The sequence below is a fragment of the Mycobacterium kansasii ATCC 12478 genome (assembly GCF_000157895.3).
In the GTDB taxonomy this organism is placed as follows: domain Bacteria; phylum Actinomycetota; class Actinomycetes; order Mycobacteriales; family Mycobacteriaceae; genus Mycobacterium; species Mycobacterium kansasii.
In genome coordinates this window covers 4,409,113-4,424,823 of sequence record NC_022663.1, presented here as the reverse complement: position 1 = coordinate 4,424,823, position 15,711 = coordinate 4,409,113, and the positions used below count along the sequence as shown (strand labels likewise).

Here is a 15,711-nt window from a genome sequence, read left to right as displayed (position 1 = left end):
CACCCCAACCATGGAGCGGCACGGGGCGAACCGGGCAATAGCCCGTACCCGGCCCGCAGCTTGCGGCGCGGGTGGGTCCGACCCGTACGGCGCGCCCGCTGAATTTCTGGCGCGATGGCTGCCTGGCTGCGTAGTGTAGAGGCGTGCGCGACCACCTGCCGCCGGGTTTGCCGCCCGATCCGTTTGCCGACGACCCCTGTGACCCGTCGGCGGCGCTGGAGGCCGTCGAGCCCGGTCAGCCCCTCGATCAGCAGGAGCGGCTGGCGGTAGAGGCTGACCTGGCCGACCTCGCCGTCTACGAAGCTCTATTAGCGCACAAGGGGATTCGCGGCCTGGTGGTCTGCTGCGACGAGTGCCAGCAGGACCACTACCACGACTGGGACATGCTGCGGGCCAACCTGCTGCAGCTGCTGATCGACGGCACCGTCCGCCCGCACGAGCCGGCCTACGATCCCGAGCCGGACGCCTACGTCACGTGGGATTACTGCCGCGGATACGCCGATGCCTCGCTCAACGAAGCGACGTCAGACGCGGACGGGTTCCACCGCCGTCACTAGGCGGTCCGCCCGGTAGCTCCTTCTAGCCTGGTTCCCCGGCCGGTGCCGGCGATGAGCCAGGCTCCGATGCGCCCGCAGCCGGAGACACCGGCGTGCTGGTGGGCGGCGGCGACGACGGACTGGCCGTCGGCTTCGACGTTGGTGCCGGGCTACCGGTCGACATCTCGGACGTGACCGGACTGGTCGGCGCCGTCGATTCCGGTGCCCCTGATGTCGCTGCCGGCTCGGCGTCGGGAGCCGGCGGGGCCGACGAGGTCACCGGCGAGTCACTCGGGGCAAGGACCCTGGAAAGCACGGACCGGGGCGACGGGCTCGGTGGCAGAGTCGCGTTGGGATCGCGCTTTTCGACCTTGGTGTTCAGCTGGTTCAACTCGTTCAGCAGGTTCTGCCGTCGGCTGCCGTCATTGACGGCCTGCAGGGTGCTGCTGACTTCGGCCAGCTGGGTTTCGGCCTGGTCCCACTGGCCCTGGGCGATCAATTGCTCAACCTTGGCCAGGTCGGCCTTGGCGGACAACACAATCGGGTCGTCGCTGACGCGCGGCTCGTTGAACATCATCGCGTGCAGTCCGTAGAGGGTATCGCCGGGGCGGGCATCGGCCACCAGCGCACCGAACCCACTGAGTGCGAGCAGCGTCGCAGCCACCGACCCGACCGCGGCCAGCGCGCGGCGAGAGCGCCGGCGCTCGGCGATTCCTTCGATCAGCGCCTCGACGGCCTCATCGGGTGAGACCAGAGCGCTGGCCGGTGGCCACCGCAAATCGTCGCGCCACTGCCCCAGCAGGGCGGCCAGCGCATCTTCGTGTGGATCGTCGAGGGTGACGTCGGCGCGGCCGGCGAGAGCGTCGAGGAGTAGCTCGGTGCCGGCCAGTTCGTCCAGGCCGGGTCGATCGAAACCGGAATCACGCATAGTCACCTGCCGCGACAATTTCGTCTTTGAGCCGCTGAAGTGCGCGATGCTGGGCTACCCGGACCGCTCCCGTCGTACTGCCGACGGCGGCCGCGGTCTCCTCGGCGGACAGGCCGACGACAACGCGCAGGATGAGGATCTCCCGTTGCTTGGCCGGCAAGATCTCAAGCAGTTCGTTCATTCGGGTCACCGAATCGGCCTCGATGACAAGCTGTTCGGGGCCGGCGTCGGCCGATCGGCGGTCCGGAACCGACTCGGCGGGGTACGCAAGGTCACGGCCGGCCGCGCGATGAGCGTCCGCGACCTTGTGCGCCGCGATGCCGTAGAGGAAGGCCAGGAACGGGCGTCCTCGGTCCCGATAGCGCGGAAGCGCCGTTATGGTGGCCAAGCACACCTCCTGTGCCACATCGTCTGCTGTGAGGCCACTGCGCTCGATGGTGCCGACTCGCGCCCGGCAATATCGCACCACGATCGGACGGATGGTCTCCAGCACCTCCCGAAGTGCGTTCCGGTCTCCTGCCACGGCCTCCGCAACCACCGCGTCGAGACGTTCCCCTTCAATTGTCATTGACGGCGATATCTCCAACGTTACGAACCGGACACATCCCGGGCTAACTCACGGATTGACAATAACGGTCGAGCGGCGAATCAAGCGGGACGCCAGGTCCCACCGGCGCGCCGTACTTGATCTGCGCAGATATCACGAATTTCGCGCAACTGACGCGTCGAAAACGTGACACTCCCGATATCGATCAGCAAGCAAGCCAACGCCCAGCGCAGCGGAATCAGACCCAGGCGCCCGGTAGTTACCAGCGCCTCTGCACCGACGTCGCGAGCCCGCTCGGCCGCGCCGGCACTGCACAGCGCCGCAGCCAGCACCACCTCACTTTTAACCTGGTGCCTGGCCGACCCGCCGGCCCGCGCCGACTCGACCGCTTGCTGCGCGCAGTCGACGGCGGTCGCCGCCTCACCCGAGAACATCGCCAACTCCGCGGCCACCCAGCCGCGGCGCACCGCCAGCCGGTTCGCCACGTCGGCCGGCAACCCGGCCGCATCGAGCACCGTATCGGCACGCGTCAGCAACGTCGCCGAGACGGCAAAGCGGCCGACGCCCAGAGCGTCGGCCGCCAGCCCGATCAGCGCATCGGCGCAAGCCTCCGGATCCGCCCCGGCCAGTGCCATGGCGCGGCCGTCCCAGCCCCGCGCCAGGGTGTGCCAGCCGAGCTGGCGCAGGAAGGCCCCCTGGGTGCTGTGCGCCAGCGACGCCAAGCGGCCCGCCGGGACGCGTCGGCGCAGCGACTCCAGGTCGGTGTACGCCGAGCCGTAGCGACCTTGTCCCCCGGCGGCCACGGCGCGCAGCCACAGCTGTCGTGGTGTCGTCGCCGTGGGTAGCGGCCAGCTGCCCGGGCTACTCCCGAAGGCTGCATCGGCTAACCGCGACTCAATGGATTCAATCGCCATAGCGGTCGACGAAGTGTGTCGAGATTCCTGCACGGTGATAGCTGCACCCTAGCCTGGATCCACCGCCGCAATTGCCACCCCGTTGTGGCATAGGCGCAGCCCACGCCGGCGCAATCCGCGCGGCCCGCCCGACGCCACCTGCGGGGCCGCGGCGCCGAGGCCGGCAAATCCCGCGGTGGGTGAATCCGGTGGCGGGCGAATCCCGTGGTAGATGAATAGGGAAAAGGCGTGCCGCGACGCGCCGAGTGCCGATCGAGGTTCGAACATTAGGGTTTCACACACCTTGAGCGGTAAAAAGTTTGTGGTTTCTGTGTTACGTGCACATTACTCACAGCCATCTGTCGGCAAATTACAGCAGGCTCACAGCAGCACGCTGAACTGCGAAGATGAGATTTCGAACCGGTCTCGATGGCACGCTTGGCCGTTGCCAAATGCGTGACAGATGAACAGCGAGTTAATTCTCGCCCAACGCGCAGGTATTTGGCCGCTCCGGCGGGCTATTGACGGAAATTTGGCAGTCCCCCTAGCGTTTAGCGTTGTCTGGTAGTCATCGGTGACTCCTCTGAAGTATCAGTTGCACACCTTGCGCGTTCGCGAACGTAACCTCCACTTGGATGTGCCGTGCAGAGAGGAAATGAGCAATGCCACAGCCGGAGCAGCTACCTGGGCCCAACGCCGACATCTGGAACTGGCAGTTGCAGGGTTTGTGCCGCGGAGTCGACTCATCGATGTTCTTCCATCCCGACGGCGAGCGCGGCCGCGCCCGCATGCTACGCGAGCAGCGCGCCAAGGAAATGTGCCGCCGCTGCCCGGTGATCGAGCAGTGCCGCTCCCACGCGCTGGACGTGGGCGAGCCCTACGGCGTATGGGGCGGCTTGTCCGAATCGGAGCGCGACCTGCTGCTCAAGGGCGGTATCGGGCGCAGCCGGGGTATCCGCCGCTCGGCATGACGGGTCCGGCTCTTAGAGCTCGACCGGTGGTCACGCGGCGGCGACCGGTCTGCGATAGATCGTGCGCCCCTCTTTGATCGTCTCGACGACCTTGATGTCTTTGATGTCCATCGGGTCGACGCTGAGTGGGTTGTTGTCCAGGATCACCAGATCGGCGAGTTTGCCAACCGTGATCGAGCCCTTGGACTGCTCCTCGCGGTACTGATACGCGGCGTTGATGGTGATCGCTTCGAGCGCCTCGAGCGCCGTGACACGCTGATCGGCACCGATGACCTCGCCGCTGCGGGAGACGCGATTGACCGCCGTCCACACCACGAACAGTTGGTCGAGGGGCGAGACGTTGAAGTCGGTGTGATTGGTCGGGCGCAGGCCCATGTCGATCGCTGTCCGAATCGGGCTGAGGAAATGCGCCTGTTCCCTACCGCGCAGCCGGACATGGGTGTCGCCGAAGTAGAACGCGTGCTCGGTGAACAGCGACGGGATCAGGTTGTATTCGACGTACTTGTCGAGCTGGTCGCGCCGCACGAACTGGGAGTGGATGACCGTGGTGTGGCGGTCTTTGGAAAGGTCGTCGGCAGCGGCGTATTCGTGTGCCTTGAGCAGGACGTCGATGGCGGCGTCACCGTTAGCGTGGATGTTCAGCGGCACACCGAGGTCGTAGACCTTTTTGAACCAGGAGTCGACGGTTTCCTGCGGGAACGGGAGCTCGCCGGTCCAGTTCTGCTGTCCGTCGGGTCCGTCGACCAGGTAGGGGGTGGTGAAGAACGCGGTCCGGCCCTGCGGCGAGCCGTCGAGAGTGACTTTGACGCCACCGAGTTTGACACGGTTGTGGTAGGTCCCGAATGTGTCGGGCGGGTTGTCCTCGAGAACCGCGTCGAGATCGAGAATGAACGGATAGGCGACGATGTCGATGAGGGTGGCACCACCGGCGGCTGCCCGCTGCATCACAGCGATGTCCGCCGCGTGCGTCGCCCCCTCGTGGGCCGTCGTGATACCGGCTGCGGCGTAAAGCATTTGGCCGGCGATGCTCCACTCGACCTCTTGCTCGCGGGTGGGCTTGGGCAGCGACGCGAAGATCGGCAGAAATGCGGTTTCCATGACGAGGCCGTCGGGTTCGTCCGAGCCGTCCTTACGCACGATCACCCCGCCCGGTGGCGTGACGGTGCTCGCTGAAATGCCGTACTTTTCCATGGCCGCGGAATTGAGCACGGCGCCGTGCAACGACACGTGCCCGACCATCACCGGGTTGTTCGGGAAGTCCTTGTCGAGGTCTTCTCGATGCAGGGTGCGGCCCCCGGGCATGACCGTCTCGTCGTAGCCGTAGCCCATGATGACCTCGCCCTCGGGGATGTTGCGCGCGTCGCGGAAGCTCTTCAGCTCCGCGACGATGGCGTCGACGTCGGCACCCGGACCCGCCGGTGGCGCGAACACATTGACCTGGTTGGCCACCGTGAGCGCATTGATGTAGTGGCTGTGCGGGTCGATGAAGCCAGGCAGCAGGGTTTTGCCGGCGAGATCGACGGTGCGCGTTCGCGGGCCTTGGTGTTGTTGTACAACGTCGTCGCAAGCCCCGACGGCGACGATGCGACCGTCCTTGATGGCGACTGCTTCGGCCGTTGGGTTCTCATCGTCAATCGTGACGATGTCACCGTTCAGATAGATGGCGTCAGCTTCGCCAATCATGTTGACCTCCTTACGATCGCCAGCCATCTTAGTGCGGCATTCACCAATCCGCGCAACTGCGGTTGTCGATACTGACTGCGTTTGGTCATGAATCATACTGGCGCACAACGTGTTAACTAAGCGTTGGTGCACCAATTCCTGCAGAACCTGCCCAGCCTGGGCGTCGGCCACAAGGGCAACGCCAACATCGATGGTCATGGCATTTCGGGCTTCTTCAATTCGGCCTCCGGCGGGCCGCTTGTCACCGGCGTCACCTCAGGCTTTTTCAACACCGGTGTCACCGACGTCATGGGCCCGTTCCCTAGCGGTATGCTCAGCGGTTTCAACTCGGGCTTCTTCAACACCGGGATCGCCAATTCAGGCTTGCTGAGCCTCGGCCGGCTGATCATGTTGGCTACCTGATCCGGTTGGCCCCAATCGCGAGGTAGGCCATAGCGCGGCGTCGCCGCCGCAGTCGCGAAAGCGTCGCGGTTGCGGGTCGTTCGGCGTTGGTTGCCGGGAACTGGTAAGCCGGCCATGCACACTTTTGCACCATGCCTTCCGGCGAGTTGGGACATTGTGCCCTTTAGCCGGCGTTGCTGCGACGTCGATCATGAAGAGCACTTCGCTTACCTCACTCATGCGGCCAGACGGCAGGACGGTGATAGGTCAGCTCAGTGCGCCCGGCGCTAGCGCCGGATCCAGCCGAAGGGAGCCAGCCCATGAACGCCACGGACAGCACCGGCACGCCCAGCCCCCGAGTATTGATTTCGCGCGGGCTGGTTTTCGACGGCGGCGGCGCGGCAGGGGTTGTCCGCGACATCGCGATCGCCGACGGGGTGGTGATCAACGTGTCCGCGCAACAGCTGAATCCGGGCAGCTTCGATGAGGTGATCGACGCCGCCGGAAAATGGGTAATGCCAGGCTTTTTAGAGACTCACTCGCACTACGACGCCGAAATAGTCACCGCCCCTGGGCTTCCCGAGTCGGTGCGGCACGGGGTGACAACGGTGGTCACCGGCAACTGCTCGCTGAGCATGGTGACCGTGGATGCCGATGATTCGGCGGACCTGTTCGCTCGAGTGGAGGCCATCCCGCATTCGGGCATCAAGGCGATCCTGCAGGAGAGCAAGACCTGGACCACACCCCGCGAATACCGCCGGTGGCTACAGCAGCAGCCGCTGGGCCCCAATGTCGCGGCCATGTTGGGTCACAGCGACCTGCGGGTCGGCGTGCTGGGCTTAGAAGCCGCCACTAACAAGCACTTTCAGCCCAGCGACAGTCAGATCGCGGCAATGGAGCGCATCCTCGACGACGCCCTGGACGAGGGCTTCCTGGGATTGTCGACGATGACCACCCGCCGCGACAAGCTGGCCGGCGACCGCGCCTGGGCACAACCCTTGCCGTCGACATTCGCCCGGTGGCGCGAGTACCGGCGGCTGCACAAGCGGCTACGTCGTAGGGGCCGCATCCTGCAGAGCGCTCCAGACGCCGAGACACAGGTAAACGTCTTCGCGTTCGCGTTGACTGCCGCGGGCATCGGCCGACGTCCGCTGCGCACCAGCCTGCTCACCGCAATGGACTTCAAGTCCAACCCGATGCTGCACCGGGTATCGCGCCTACTCGCCTTGGTGACCAACCGAGTCCTCAACGGCGACATGCGTTTTCAGGCGCTGCCGGGCCCGATGACGATTTTCGCCGACGGAGTGGATTTCGCCGCCTTCGAGGAGTTCAGCAGCGGCGTCACCCTGCGCAACCTGCGCACCGCCGACGACCAGTACGCGCTGCTGAGCGACCCGGCCTTCCGCGCCCAATTCATCAAGGACATGGGCGGATTCATGATGAACGGGCTATGGAACCGGCGATTCGACGAAGCGGTGATCATTGATTGCCCGGATTCATCGGTGGTGGGCCGCACTTTCGAAGACCTCAGCCGGGAGCGCGGACAGCACCCCGCCGAGGTGTTCCTCGATCTGGCCGCAACCTGGCGCGACAAATTGCGTTGGTACACCGTGGTGGGCAATCACCGCCCCGACATCGTCGTCGACCTGCTGGCCAGCCCCGGCACCCACGTCGGCTTCGCCGACTCCGGAGCCCACCTGCGCAGTCTGGCCAACTACAACTTCGGGCTGCGCGCGCTGACGATAGCCAAACGGGCAGAACAACAGCCGCAACCGAAGCTCACCGTCGGCGAGATGGTGCGCAAGCTCACCTCGGATCTGGCTGACTGGTGGGGCGTGGAGGCGGGACGGCTGCGCATCGGGGCCCGCGCCGACGTCGTGGTGGTCAACCCCGACGGACTCACCGACCAGGTCTTCGAGATCAGCGAGGCACCCGCGCCCGACGCCTTCGGGGTCGACCGCGTGGTCAACCGCAACGACGACGCGGTCGAAGCCGTGCTCATCAACGGCCGCACCGCCTACACGCGTGCGTTCGGTTATGCAGCCGATCTCGGGCAGTGTGCGGCCTACGGAAGTTTTCTGCCGTCGACCCACACGGCAACCAAGTAGCAATGACCAGGTGACGAAAGAGGTTCTGCGATGCGGCATTTGTTACCACGGTGCGGCGCCATTGCCGCGCTTACTCTGCTGCTGGCGTTCTTGCCGGTGCTCGGCGTCGGCTCACCGGCGATCAGCCGGGCCGACGGCAATTGCCCCATTGGCTGGGTCTGGAACAACGTTTCGCAACAATGTGAGCTGGCCGCGACGCCGGGCCCCGCAGCGGCGCCCACGCATATCGGGCCACCGCCGCCCGGCACCCCCGGAGGCGTGTATGGGCCCGGCGGCTGGGGCGGACCGGGTGGACCGGAAGGGCCGCCGGCACCCGGTGAGCCGTACGGACCCTATGGACCCCAATGGGGCGTTCCGGGAACCCCCGGTGGCATCGGAAGCCCGGGTCAAATCGGCGGGATCGGCGGACCAGGCGGATTCGGCGGACCCGGTGGATTCGGTGGACCAGACGGGCATCGATGAAATCGGTGGACATACCGGTATGGCCGGCATGGGAGGACGCTGAACCTCGTTAGTTGGCCGGTTTGCCGCGCCACTGCAAGGCCTCGAGCGCGACGGCGACGTGAACGCTACTGTGCTCCAAGGGCCGAGGCAGGAGTTGCTCGGCGCGCTCGAGTCGGCGCAGCAACGTATTGCGGTGGGTGTACAGGAGTTTGGTGGTGCGCCCGACGCTGCACTGCTCGTTGATGTACGTCAGCACCGTCTTGTGCAGCTCGGGCCCGGCCGACTCGAAGTCCCCCAGCGTGTTCTTGATGAATTCCTCTGCGGCTTCCCGATTTTGAGTGATCAATGCGATTAACTGGACATCGGCGAAAAACGCTACCCGCTGCCGGGATTGCAGCCCGGCCACCATGCGCTGGGTGGTGAGCGCCTCGAGGTGGCTGCGCCGGAAGCCCTCGATTCCCTTCGCGATTGTGCCGATGGCGATTCGCGCGCCGGGAGTGCCCTCGACCGCCCGACGAACCAGCTCGACATCGAGGGCGGACTCGGGCACCCAGACCCAACGGGTGGCCGCACTCGCGATCACAGTCAGTGGCCGCGCGAAACCGGCGGCGTCGCCGAAGGCGTCAGCGACGCGGTCGAGCTGGCTGAGGTCGCCGTCGGGTTCGTCGCTCCAGATGACCGCGCCGATGTGGGCGCGGTTGAGGGCGTAGCCCAATCGCGCTTCGGCACGCTGGCGGCTGATCGGGGCGCCGTCGAGAATCAGGGCGGTCACTTCGCGGCGCTCGGCATGAGTGCCGCGGGCCAATTCGTCGCGTTCCTGTTGCACCTGGGCGGCGATGCCGGCAGCCGTGGCGTCGATGAAATTGCTGATGGACCGAAAGGACACATCGAGCAGCTCGCGCAGCTCGTCGGGGTCGGAGGCGAGCTTGAAGCCGATATCCATCCAGAGCCGCCAGCCCACGGTCAGTGCCGGACGGAAAGTGAACGGCTCCAGGCCGCGGCGCGCCATGTCCCGGGCGATACTCAGCGGCTCGGGGCCCACATTCGGCGGCACTGGAGCGCCCGGGTTGCTGACATTCGCTGCGGCCCAATGCATCAGGCTTGATCGAATGCTTCGCCGGGCGGCCGCTGCCAGAACGGGATCGTCGGCTACCGACGGGTTGGCCGCCATGGTTTGCCGGTCGTATTCGTCAAACCACTCCGGGGGAGCGTTGAGGACAATCCGCGCTCCCTGCCGAATCAACTCGCACACCTGCGGCGACGGACTTTGCCATACCACCCAATCACCCTAAACCCGTGTGCACACTTTTGCACCATTTGCCGGGCGGATTGGGAAGTTTAGCCCTTGGACGGCAACGGCCCGATAACGATGATGGATCACAGATCGTCGGCAGCCATAGCCGTCTGCGGCGGTGGTGACCAACTTGCCGAGCATGGGCACGGTCAACGAGCGCGCATTGTGTGATGGCCGCCGCTCCACCACCGAAGTCTTACCGACCGCCGCCGAGTAATCCATTGGGGAAATATGAAAACCACATCACTTCCGCTGCACATTCCCGGCGGTTCGACGACACCACCGGACCGGGATCACATACTCAGACGTCGCGTTCCCGCCTTACTCGGATATGGCGGGATCGGCTTGCATTGTCCGGTCAACCCGTACCCGTTGGCGCCACACATCCAGAACGCCGTCATCGAAGCGGTCCGAGGCCAAATCGCAGCCATCAACACCTATCCCGACAGTAACGCGACCGTGTTACGAACAAAATTGGCCGAATACGTCTCCAATCACGTGCGTAGCGCAGTGTCGTCCGAAAACATCTGGGTTGCCAATGGTTGCAACGAAATATTGCAGCAGATCTTTCGCGCGTTCGCCGGGCCGGGCGGAACCGTACTGGGTCTGGAACCGTCGTACAGATATTTCCCGGTGATCGCGGAAAGCGTCGGCACCCAATGGAGGAGCGTGCCGTCCCGGGCCTTTCCGCAGCGCGACATGGACGCGGCCCTGACCACGATAGAAAGATGCCAGCCCGATGTCGTCGTGATCGCGAATCCGAACAATCCCACGGGCGACAGTTTCAGCATGGGCGTATTCGAGGAAGTGCTGTCCCGGTTACGGTCCGGAATACTTGTTGTCGACGAGGCATTCATCGAAATGTCAACCAAAGACAGTGCGGTCCAGCTCATACACCGCTATCCGGACAAGATCGCGATCTGCCGGACCCTGAGCCAGGCCTTCACGTTCGCCGGCGGCAAATTAGGCTACATGATAGCTGCCCCGAACATCATCAATACGCTGCTCACAACGCGACTTCCGTACCACGTGTCATCGATGACACAAGCTGCGGCATCGGTGATCATTGATCGCGCCGACGAGATCCTGGCTAAAGTTCCCGAACTGCTGCTGGAACGTGATCGGATGGTCACCGCCCTTCAGCTGGCCGGATTCGACATTCCCCACAGCGACACCAGCTTCTTTCTCCTGGGGAAACTGGATGATGCGCATGCGGTCTGGGAAGCCTATGTAAACGCGGGCATCTTTCTCGGCGACGTGGGTTTATCGCACTATCTACGCGTTTCCGCTGGACTGCCGCACGAAAACGACCAGTTCCTGGAGGCGACCAACAATTTGCTTGATCTCGGCAAGATCGCAATTGGTTAGGAAAATGTCGTGAACGCTGCACAGTTGGTATTGACGCGCGGGGATGCCTGTCGCGGCGGACAGCTGTCCGCCTTCCGACCTCCGAATGTCGCGGAAATCCGGCCCGCCGTCGTGTCGCCGCGGCCGTCCGTGGCAATAGTTATCCCTGCCTATAATGAGGGCCGTATTATCGGTCGATGCCTGGAATCATGCATCGCCCAGACATCCGCGCCCGACGAGATAATCGTGGTCAACAACAAATCGACCGACGATACCCTGGCGGTGGTGCGCCGATATCAAAGACGCCACCGACAACTCAACATCCGCCTGCTCGAACAGAATGACCATCAAGGGCTCATCCCGACGCGCAACCATGGGTTCGACCATGCGCGCAGCGATGTCATCGGCCGCATCGATGCCGACACCGTCATCGCCGACGACTGGGTAGCGACAATTCGCCGCCGATTCGCCAACCCGGCTGTGGCCGCGGCGACCGGTCCGGTTTTCTACCATGACATGCCTTTGCAAAGACTCGGTTTCTGGGGAGACCACCGGATTCGCAGCTATCTGGAGCGGCACTCAACAGACCAGCGGTTTCTCCTGGGCGCCAATATGGCAATCCGGAACTCGGCGTGGCGGGCGGTCCGTCAGCTGGCCCATCGGGATCCCGAAGATCTACTGCACGAAGATATCGACCTTGCCCTGACCTTGTTCAAGAACGATTTGAAGATTGCGTACGAGCCGACAATGGTCGCAGGCATATCGGGCCGGCGGCTGGAAGCCCCGGTGCTTGACTTTTACCGGTACATCACGCGGTATACCAGGACGACAAAGGCCCATGGCGTCAAGAGCTGGACGGCGCTGCTGACGATGGCCATTCTGCTGCTGGTGTATTTGCTATTCCGGCCGGTGCGATTCTATTACGACGGCGAGAACCATCGATTCACATTGTCGAAGCTGCGCGCCAAGCTTCGCCGGACAGCCACGACGCCGCCGTTCGGGCGCAGGGACACAACGACGGCAGGGGACGCTGTGGAACAACGCGTGGCCGACAGTGTCGGGACCGGCACTCGGGCGGGGCCGATAGTGCTCAGCAAGCCAACATGTTTGGGGTCTTTGCCATGAGACCTGGGTAGCGGCACGGATTCCGGTGTGAACCGGAAATCACCCTGGCGCCGCGCGGTAGGCGCTGTAGCGGTAATGAATCGCCTTGGGGTGCAAGGGGATTGGTAGCCGCGGCCGGATAGGCCGCGTCGAGCGTGACAACGAAGTCCGAGGATTCCTGCAACCGGACCAGACACCGCCGGGGCATGGGCACAGGCCTGCGGCATTCGCGGGCGGCGACCACGCCGGCGCCGATCGCGCGGTGTGCGCACACTTTTGCACCATCCATCGAGGTGGGTTGGGTCATTTCGCCCTTGGGCGGCGGTGCTGTGGTCTCGATCATAGAGAGCACTTGGCCAGTACCCGGCCAGTTCAGGGACCAGCTCACAGGTCAACTCAGAGGGAGGTAAGCGCATGTCTTTCGTGACCACTCAGCCACCGGCGCTGGTGGCTGCAGCAGCCGATTTGCTGGGTATCGGCTCGGCGATGAACGCGCACAACGCGGCCGCGACAGCCACGACCACCGCGGTCGTGCCACCCGCTGCCGACGAGGTTTCCGCGCTGATCGCCGCTCAGTTCGCCGCACACGCTGTCCTGTACCGGGAGATCAGCGCCCATGCCGCGGCCATTCACGACCAGTTGGTAACCACGTTGGGCACCAGCGCCGCCTCGTACGGCGCCGCCGAAGCCGTCAACACCGCTGCGGTCGGCTGAGCGAGGGGGCAGCGATGGACTACGCAGCTTTGCCGCCGGAGATCAACTCCGCGCGCATGTATGCCGGGGTCGGTTCCGGGCCGCTGCTGGCTGCGGCGGCGGCCTGGGACGGGCTGTCCGCCGAGTTGTACTCCACCGCCGCCCGGTGCTGGTCGGTGATCTCGGGGCTGGTCGGCGGGCCCTGGCAGGGTGCGGCATCGGTGGCGATGGCGACCGCGACCGCCCCCTACCTAGCGTGGCTGAACGTCACAGCAGGGCAGGCCGAGTCGACCGCCGGGCAGGCCACCGCAGCCGCGGCCGCCTACCATGCGGCGTTCGCGATGACGGTGCCGCCGGCGGAGATCGCGGCCAACCGTACGCTGCTGATGGCGCTGGTAGCGACCAACATCCTGGGCCAGAACACTCCGGCGATCGCGGCCACCGAGGCCCACTACGCCACGATGTGGGCCCAGGACGCCGCCGCGATGTACGGCTACGCCGCCGCCGCGGCGGCTGCAACCCGATTGACCCCGTTCGCCGTAGCGCCGGAGGTCGTCCACGCGGTCGGCCGGACGGCCGGTCAAGCGGCCGCCAGCAACGCGGTGAAGTTGTCACAGTTGATCAGCACCGTGCCGCCGTTGCTGAAGTGGTTCGCCACCCGTCCGTTAATCGCCGGGGTGGTCACGGTGGAAGAAGGGATGCTGACCCCGGTCGAGGTCGTCATGGGCAGCACGTCGGCGACCATGTCCATCACGTCGGTCCTCAGGTCTTTCATGTCGATGGGCCAGGTCGCCGCACAGGCCGCGGCGCCGCTGGCGCAGGCGGTCACCAGCTTTCCGATCAAGATGCCGGGTCTGGGCCGCGTCGGGATGGTGTCGGCGGGTATGGGCCGGGCCGGTTCGATCGGGGCGTTGTCGGTACCACACAGTTGGGGTGCCGCGGCCCCGAACATCAGCCACGCGGCCACGGCATTGTCGAACACCGGGCTAGCGTCCACTTCCCGGATTGCACCGGATGCGGCAGCGCCCATGCTGGGCGGTCTGCCAGCGGCTGGCAGAGGCGCCAATTCGAGCGGCGCCGCCGCAGCCCGATATGGCCTTGCGCAGCGCTTCGTGATCGTCGGCTCGCCCGCCGCCGGTTAACCCGATCCACCCACACGTCAAAACGGAGGAACCCGTGACCGCGCTCGACACGCAAACCCGGTCGGCCCAGGACAAGCTGACGTTCGCCCAATGGATGACCGTGCTGGCCATGGGTCTGGGCTTCGCCATCACCGGTGCCGACCCGGCCATCTTCTCCAGCAGCCTGGTACCGGTGCGCGAGGGCCTGCATATGAGTACCGCCGCCGCTGGGTTCACCGCGAGTCTGGCCACGCTGACTCTGGCCGCGACCATCCTCGGCGCCGGCACGCTGGGCGACATCTACGGCAAACGCCGGATGTATCTGGTGGGCCTGGCCGGCGTGATCGTCAGCGGTCTGCTCGCTGCGCTCTCGCCCAACGCAGTGATCCTGATGATCACCCGTGCGCTGACCGGTGTGGGTTTCGCCTTTCTGCTGGGGCTCTCCCTGGCAATCATCAACGCCACCTTCCCGCCCGCACAGCGAGGCAAGGCCATCAGCTTTTTCCTGGGAACGGCATTCCTGGTAGGGGCGCCGCTACCGCTGGTCGGCGACATCCTGGTCGAGTCGCTGGGGTGGCGCTGGGCGTTGGTCGTCGCCCCGGCCGCGGCGCTGATCACCATTCCGATCACGCTGCGGTTCGTCCCCGAAACGTTCCGCATCCAGGGCCGCCGGATCGACTACCGCGGTATTGGCGCGGCCGGCCTCATGATGGTCAGCCTCGTCTACGGCCTGTCGCGCCTGGCTCATGGTCCCGGCGCGGCCGTGCCGCCGCTGCTGCTCGGGCTGGCCGCCGGAGTCTTCTTCGTCTGGTGGGAGCAGCACACCGACCAGCCGGCGTTGGACCTGCGGATCTTCCGGGCCGGCCCCTTCAACGCCGCGGTCATCACCGGATTGGCCTTCAACTTCCTGCTGGCCGGCCGAGTGCTCCTGCTGGGCTACTACACCACCGTGGTCCGCGGGTATGCGCCGACGGTGCTGGGCCTGCTGCTGGTGCTGGCCGCCGTGGTGCAAGCTCCAGCGGCCGTCCTGGGCGGTCGCATGATGATGCGGACTTCGGCGCGTACCACCATGCTGTGGGGTCTGGGACTGCTCACCCTGGCCAGCTGCATGTTCGCCACCTTCGGGGTGAGCACCTCCCTCCCGGTGATCGCCTTGGGAGTCGTGATGCTGAGCGTCGGCGTCGCCATGGTCGAGCCGCCGCAGGCCAGCATCATGATGAGCTATGCCCCGCCGGGACTGGAGGGCTCGGTGTCGGCGGTCAAGCCCGGGGCCGGCCAATCCTTCTACTCCCTGGGCCCCACCGTTGTCACCCTGCTGACCACGACCTTCTACACCGCACGGGCCCGGCAGCGGCTCGCCGGCTTGGGTATCTCTCCCGCGCAGGCCGCCAACGCCTTGGAGGCATCGCGCTCAAGCGGCGGCGGTCACGTCGGAGGCCTCGGCAGCCTCAACCCCGAGCTGGCGCATCGTGTTCTGGCAGATACCCAGGAGCTCATTGCCTCGGCGCTGCGCACCACCAGCCTTGCCATGGCATTGGTGCCGCTGGCCGCGGCGATCGCCGTCTGGTTGCTCCTACCCCGCAATCGAGCAGATCAGAACTCATGACGGGTGGTACCGGCCGTACCCCGCTGGGATTGACCGGCGGGGTACGGCTGGCTCG

General features: G+C 65.4%; 15 protein-coding genes. 10 read left to right on the top strand and 5 right to left on the bottom strand.

Annotated elements, in window-relative coordinates:
- Positions 1-143: 143 nt before the first annotated feature.
- Positions 144-557, top strand: coding sequence for a DUF5319 domain-containing protein (locus MKAN_RS19375; protein WP_023371174.1), 414 nt, complete (start codon positions 144-146; stop codon positions 555-557).
- A gap of 22 nt (positions 558-579) precedes the next feature.
- Here the strand turns inward: MKAN_RS19375 and MKAN_RS19370 are convergent, their stop codons facing one another.
- The 3 genes from MKAN_RS19370 to MKAN_RS19360 all read right to left on the bottom strand — a co-directional run bounded on the left by MKAN_RS19370 (position 580) and on the right by MKAN_RS19360 (position 2,925).
- A complete protein-coding gene (locus MKAN_RS19370; protein WP_023371172.1) occupies positions 580-1,464 on the bottom strand; it encodes an anti-sigma-D factor RsdA in 885 nt (294 codons plus the stop codon).
- Entirely contained in the window at positions 1,457-2,032 is a 576-nt protein-coding gene (gene sigD, locus MKAN_RS19365) for an ECF RNA polymerase sigma factor SigD (RefSeq protein ID WP_023371170.1), read from the bottom strand. Before sigD ends, MKAN_RS19370 begins: the two co-directional genes overlap by 8 nt.
- An 80-nt stretch (positions 2,033-2,112) precedes the next feature.
- On the bottom strand, positions 2,113-2,925 hold the full coding sequence (locus MKAN_RS19360; protein ID WP_023371168.1) for a hypothetical protein: 813 nt from the start codon (positions 2,923-2,925) through the stop codon (positions 2,113-2,115).
- 641 nt (positions 2,926-3,566) lie between these two features.
- Between MKAN_RS19360 and MKAN_RS19355 the strand changes: the two genes are divergently transcribed.
- Complete coding sequence (locus MKAN_RS19355) at positions 3,567-3,875, top strand: WhiB family transcriptional regulator (protein ID WP_023371166.1); 309 nt, start codon at positions 3,567-3,569, stop codon at positions 3,873-3,875.
- 30 nt (positions 3,876-3,905) lie between these two features.
- On the opposite strand, the gene MKAN_RS19350 is transcribed toward MKAN_RS19355, so the two are convergent.
- Complete coding sequence (locus tag MKAN_RS19350; RefSeq protein WP_036391571.1) at positions 3,906-5,558, bottom strand: amidohydrolase; 1,653 nt, start codon at positions 5,556-5,558, stop codon at positions 3,906-3,908.
- Between the two features lie 126 nt (positions 5,559-5,684).
- Between MKAN_RS19350 and MKAN_RS19345 the strand changes: the two genes are divergently transcribed.
- The 3 genes from MKAN_RS19345 (at position 5,685) to MKAN_RS30665 (ending at position 8,509) form a co-directional block, all read left to right on the top strand.
- Positions 5,685-5,960, top strand: a complete 276-nt coding sequence (locus MKAN_RS19345) for a hypothetical protein (RefSeq protein ID WP_023371162.1) — start codon at positions 5,685-5,687, stop codon at positions 5,958-5,960.
- Between the two features lie 299 nt (positions 5,961-6,259).
- Entirely contained in the window at positions 6,260-8,047 is a 1,788-nt protein-coding gene (locus MKAN_RS19340) for an N-acyl-D-amino-acid deacylase family protein (protein ID WP_023371160.1), read from the top strand.
- Positions 8,048-8,077: 30 nt separating this feature from the next.
- On the top strand, positions 8,078-8,509 hold the full coding sequence (locus MKAN_RS30665) for a hypothetical protein (protein WP_099184610.1): 432 nt from the start codon (positions 8,078-8,080) through the stop codon (positions 8,507-8,509).
- 49 nt (positions 8,510-8,558) lie between these two features.
- On the opposite strand, the gene MKAN_RS19335 is transcribed toward MKAN_RS30665, so the two are convergent.
- Entirely contained in the window at positions 8,559-9,770 is a 1,212-nt protein-coding gene (locus tag MKAN_RS19335; protein ID WP_023371156.1) for an Rv1453 family transcriptional regulator, read from the bottom strand.
- Between the two features lie 246 nt (positions 9,771-10,016).
- Here MKAN_RS19335 and MKAN_RS19330 point away from each other — a divergent pair, with 246 nt between their 5' ends.
- The 5 genes from MKAN_RS19330 (at position 10,017) to MKAN_RS19310 (ending at position 15,656) form a co-directional block, all read left to right on the top strand.
- Positions 10,017-11,153 carry an aminotransferase class I/II-fold pyridoxal phosphate-dependent enzyme gene (locus MKAN_RS19330; RefSeq protein WP_023371152.1) on the top strand — a complete coding sequence of 379 codons (1,137 nt, stop codon included), beginning with the start codon at positions 10,017-10,019 and terminating at the stop codon, positions 11,151-11,153.
- A gap of 9 nt (positions 11,154-11,162) precedes the next feature.
- Entirely contained in the window at positions 11,163-12,257 is a 1,095-nt protein-coding gene (locus MKAN_RS19325) for a glycosyltransferase family 2 protein (RefSeq protein WP_023371150.1), read from the top strand.
- A 393-nt stretch (positions 12,258-12,650) separates the two neighbouring features.
- On the top strand, positions 12,651-12,950 hold the full coding sequence (locus MKAN_RS19320; RefSeq protein WP_023371148.1) for a PE family protein: 300 nt from the start codon (positions 12,651-12,653) through the stop codon (positions 12,948-12,950).
- A gap of 14 nt (positions 12,951-12,964) precedes the next feature.
- Positions 12,965-14,071: a PPE family protein gene (locus MKAN_RS19315; RefSeq protein WP_023371146.1), complete on the top strand. Its 1,107-nt coding sequence runs from the start codon at positions 12,965-12,967 to the stop codon at positions 14,069-14,071.
- 34 nt (positions 14,072-14,105) lie between these two features.
- Positions 14,106-15,656 carry an MFS transporter gene (locus tag MKAN_RS19310; RefSeq protein WP_023371144.1) on the top strand — a complete coding sequence of 517 codons (1,551 nt, stop codon included), beginning with the start codon at positions 14,106-14,108 and terminating at the stop codon, positions 15,654-15,656.
- Positions 15,657-15,711 lie beyond the last annotated feature (55 nt).

Bases quoted from the DNA above. Each gene is read 5' to 3' on its own strand.
- MKAN_RS19370 (WP_023371172.1), bottom strand. From the start codon at position 1,464: ATGCGTGATTCCGGTTTCGATCGACCCGGCCTGGACGAACTGGCCGGC.
- sigD (WP_023371170.1), bottom strand. From the start codon at position 2,032: ATGACAATTGAAGGGGAACGTCTCGACGCGGTGGTTGCGGAGGCCGTG.
- MKAN_RS19360 (WP_023371168.1), bottom strand. From the start codon at position 2,925: ATGGCGATTGAATCCATTGAGTCGCGGTTAGCCGATGCAGCCTTCGGG.
- MKAN_RS19355 (WP_023371166.1), top strand. From the start codon at position 3,567: ATGCCACAGCCGGAGCAGCTACCTGGGCCCAACGCCGACATCTGGAAC.
- MKAN_RS19350 (WP_036391571.1), bottom strand. From the start codon at position 5,558: ATGATTGGCGAAGCTGACGCCATCTATCTGAACGGTGACATCGTCACG.
- MKAN_RS19340 (WP_023371160.1), top strand. From the start codon at position 6,260: ATGAACGCCACGGACAGCACCGGCACGCCCAGCCCCCGAGTATTGATT.
- MKAN_RS30665 (WP_099184610.1), top strand. From the start codon at position 8,078: ATGCGGCATTTGTTACCACGGTGCGGCGCCATTGCCGCGCTTACTCTG.
- MKAN_RS19330 (WP_023371152.1), top strand. From the start codon at position 10,017: ATGAAAACCACATCACTTCCGCTGCACATTCCCGGCGGTTCGACGACA.
- MKAN_RS19320 (WP_023371148.1), top strand. From the start codon at position 12,651: ATGTCTTTCGTGACCACTCAGCCACCGGCGCTGGTGGCTGCAGCAGCC.
- MKAN_RS19315 (WP_023371146.1), top strand. From the start codon at position 12,965: ATGGACTACGCAGCTTTGCCGCCGGAGATCAACTCCGCGCGCATGTAT.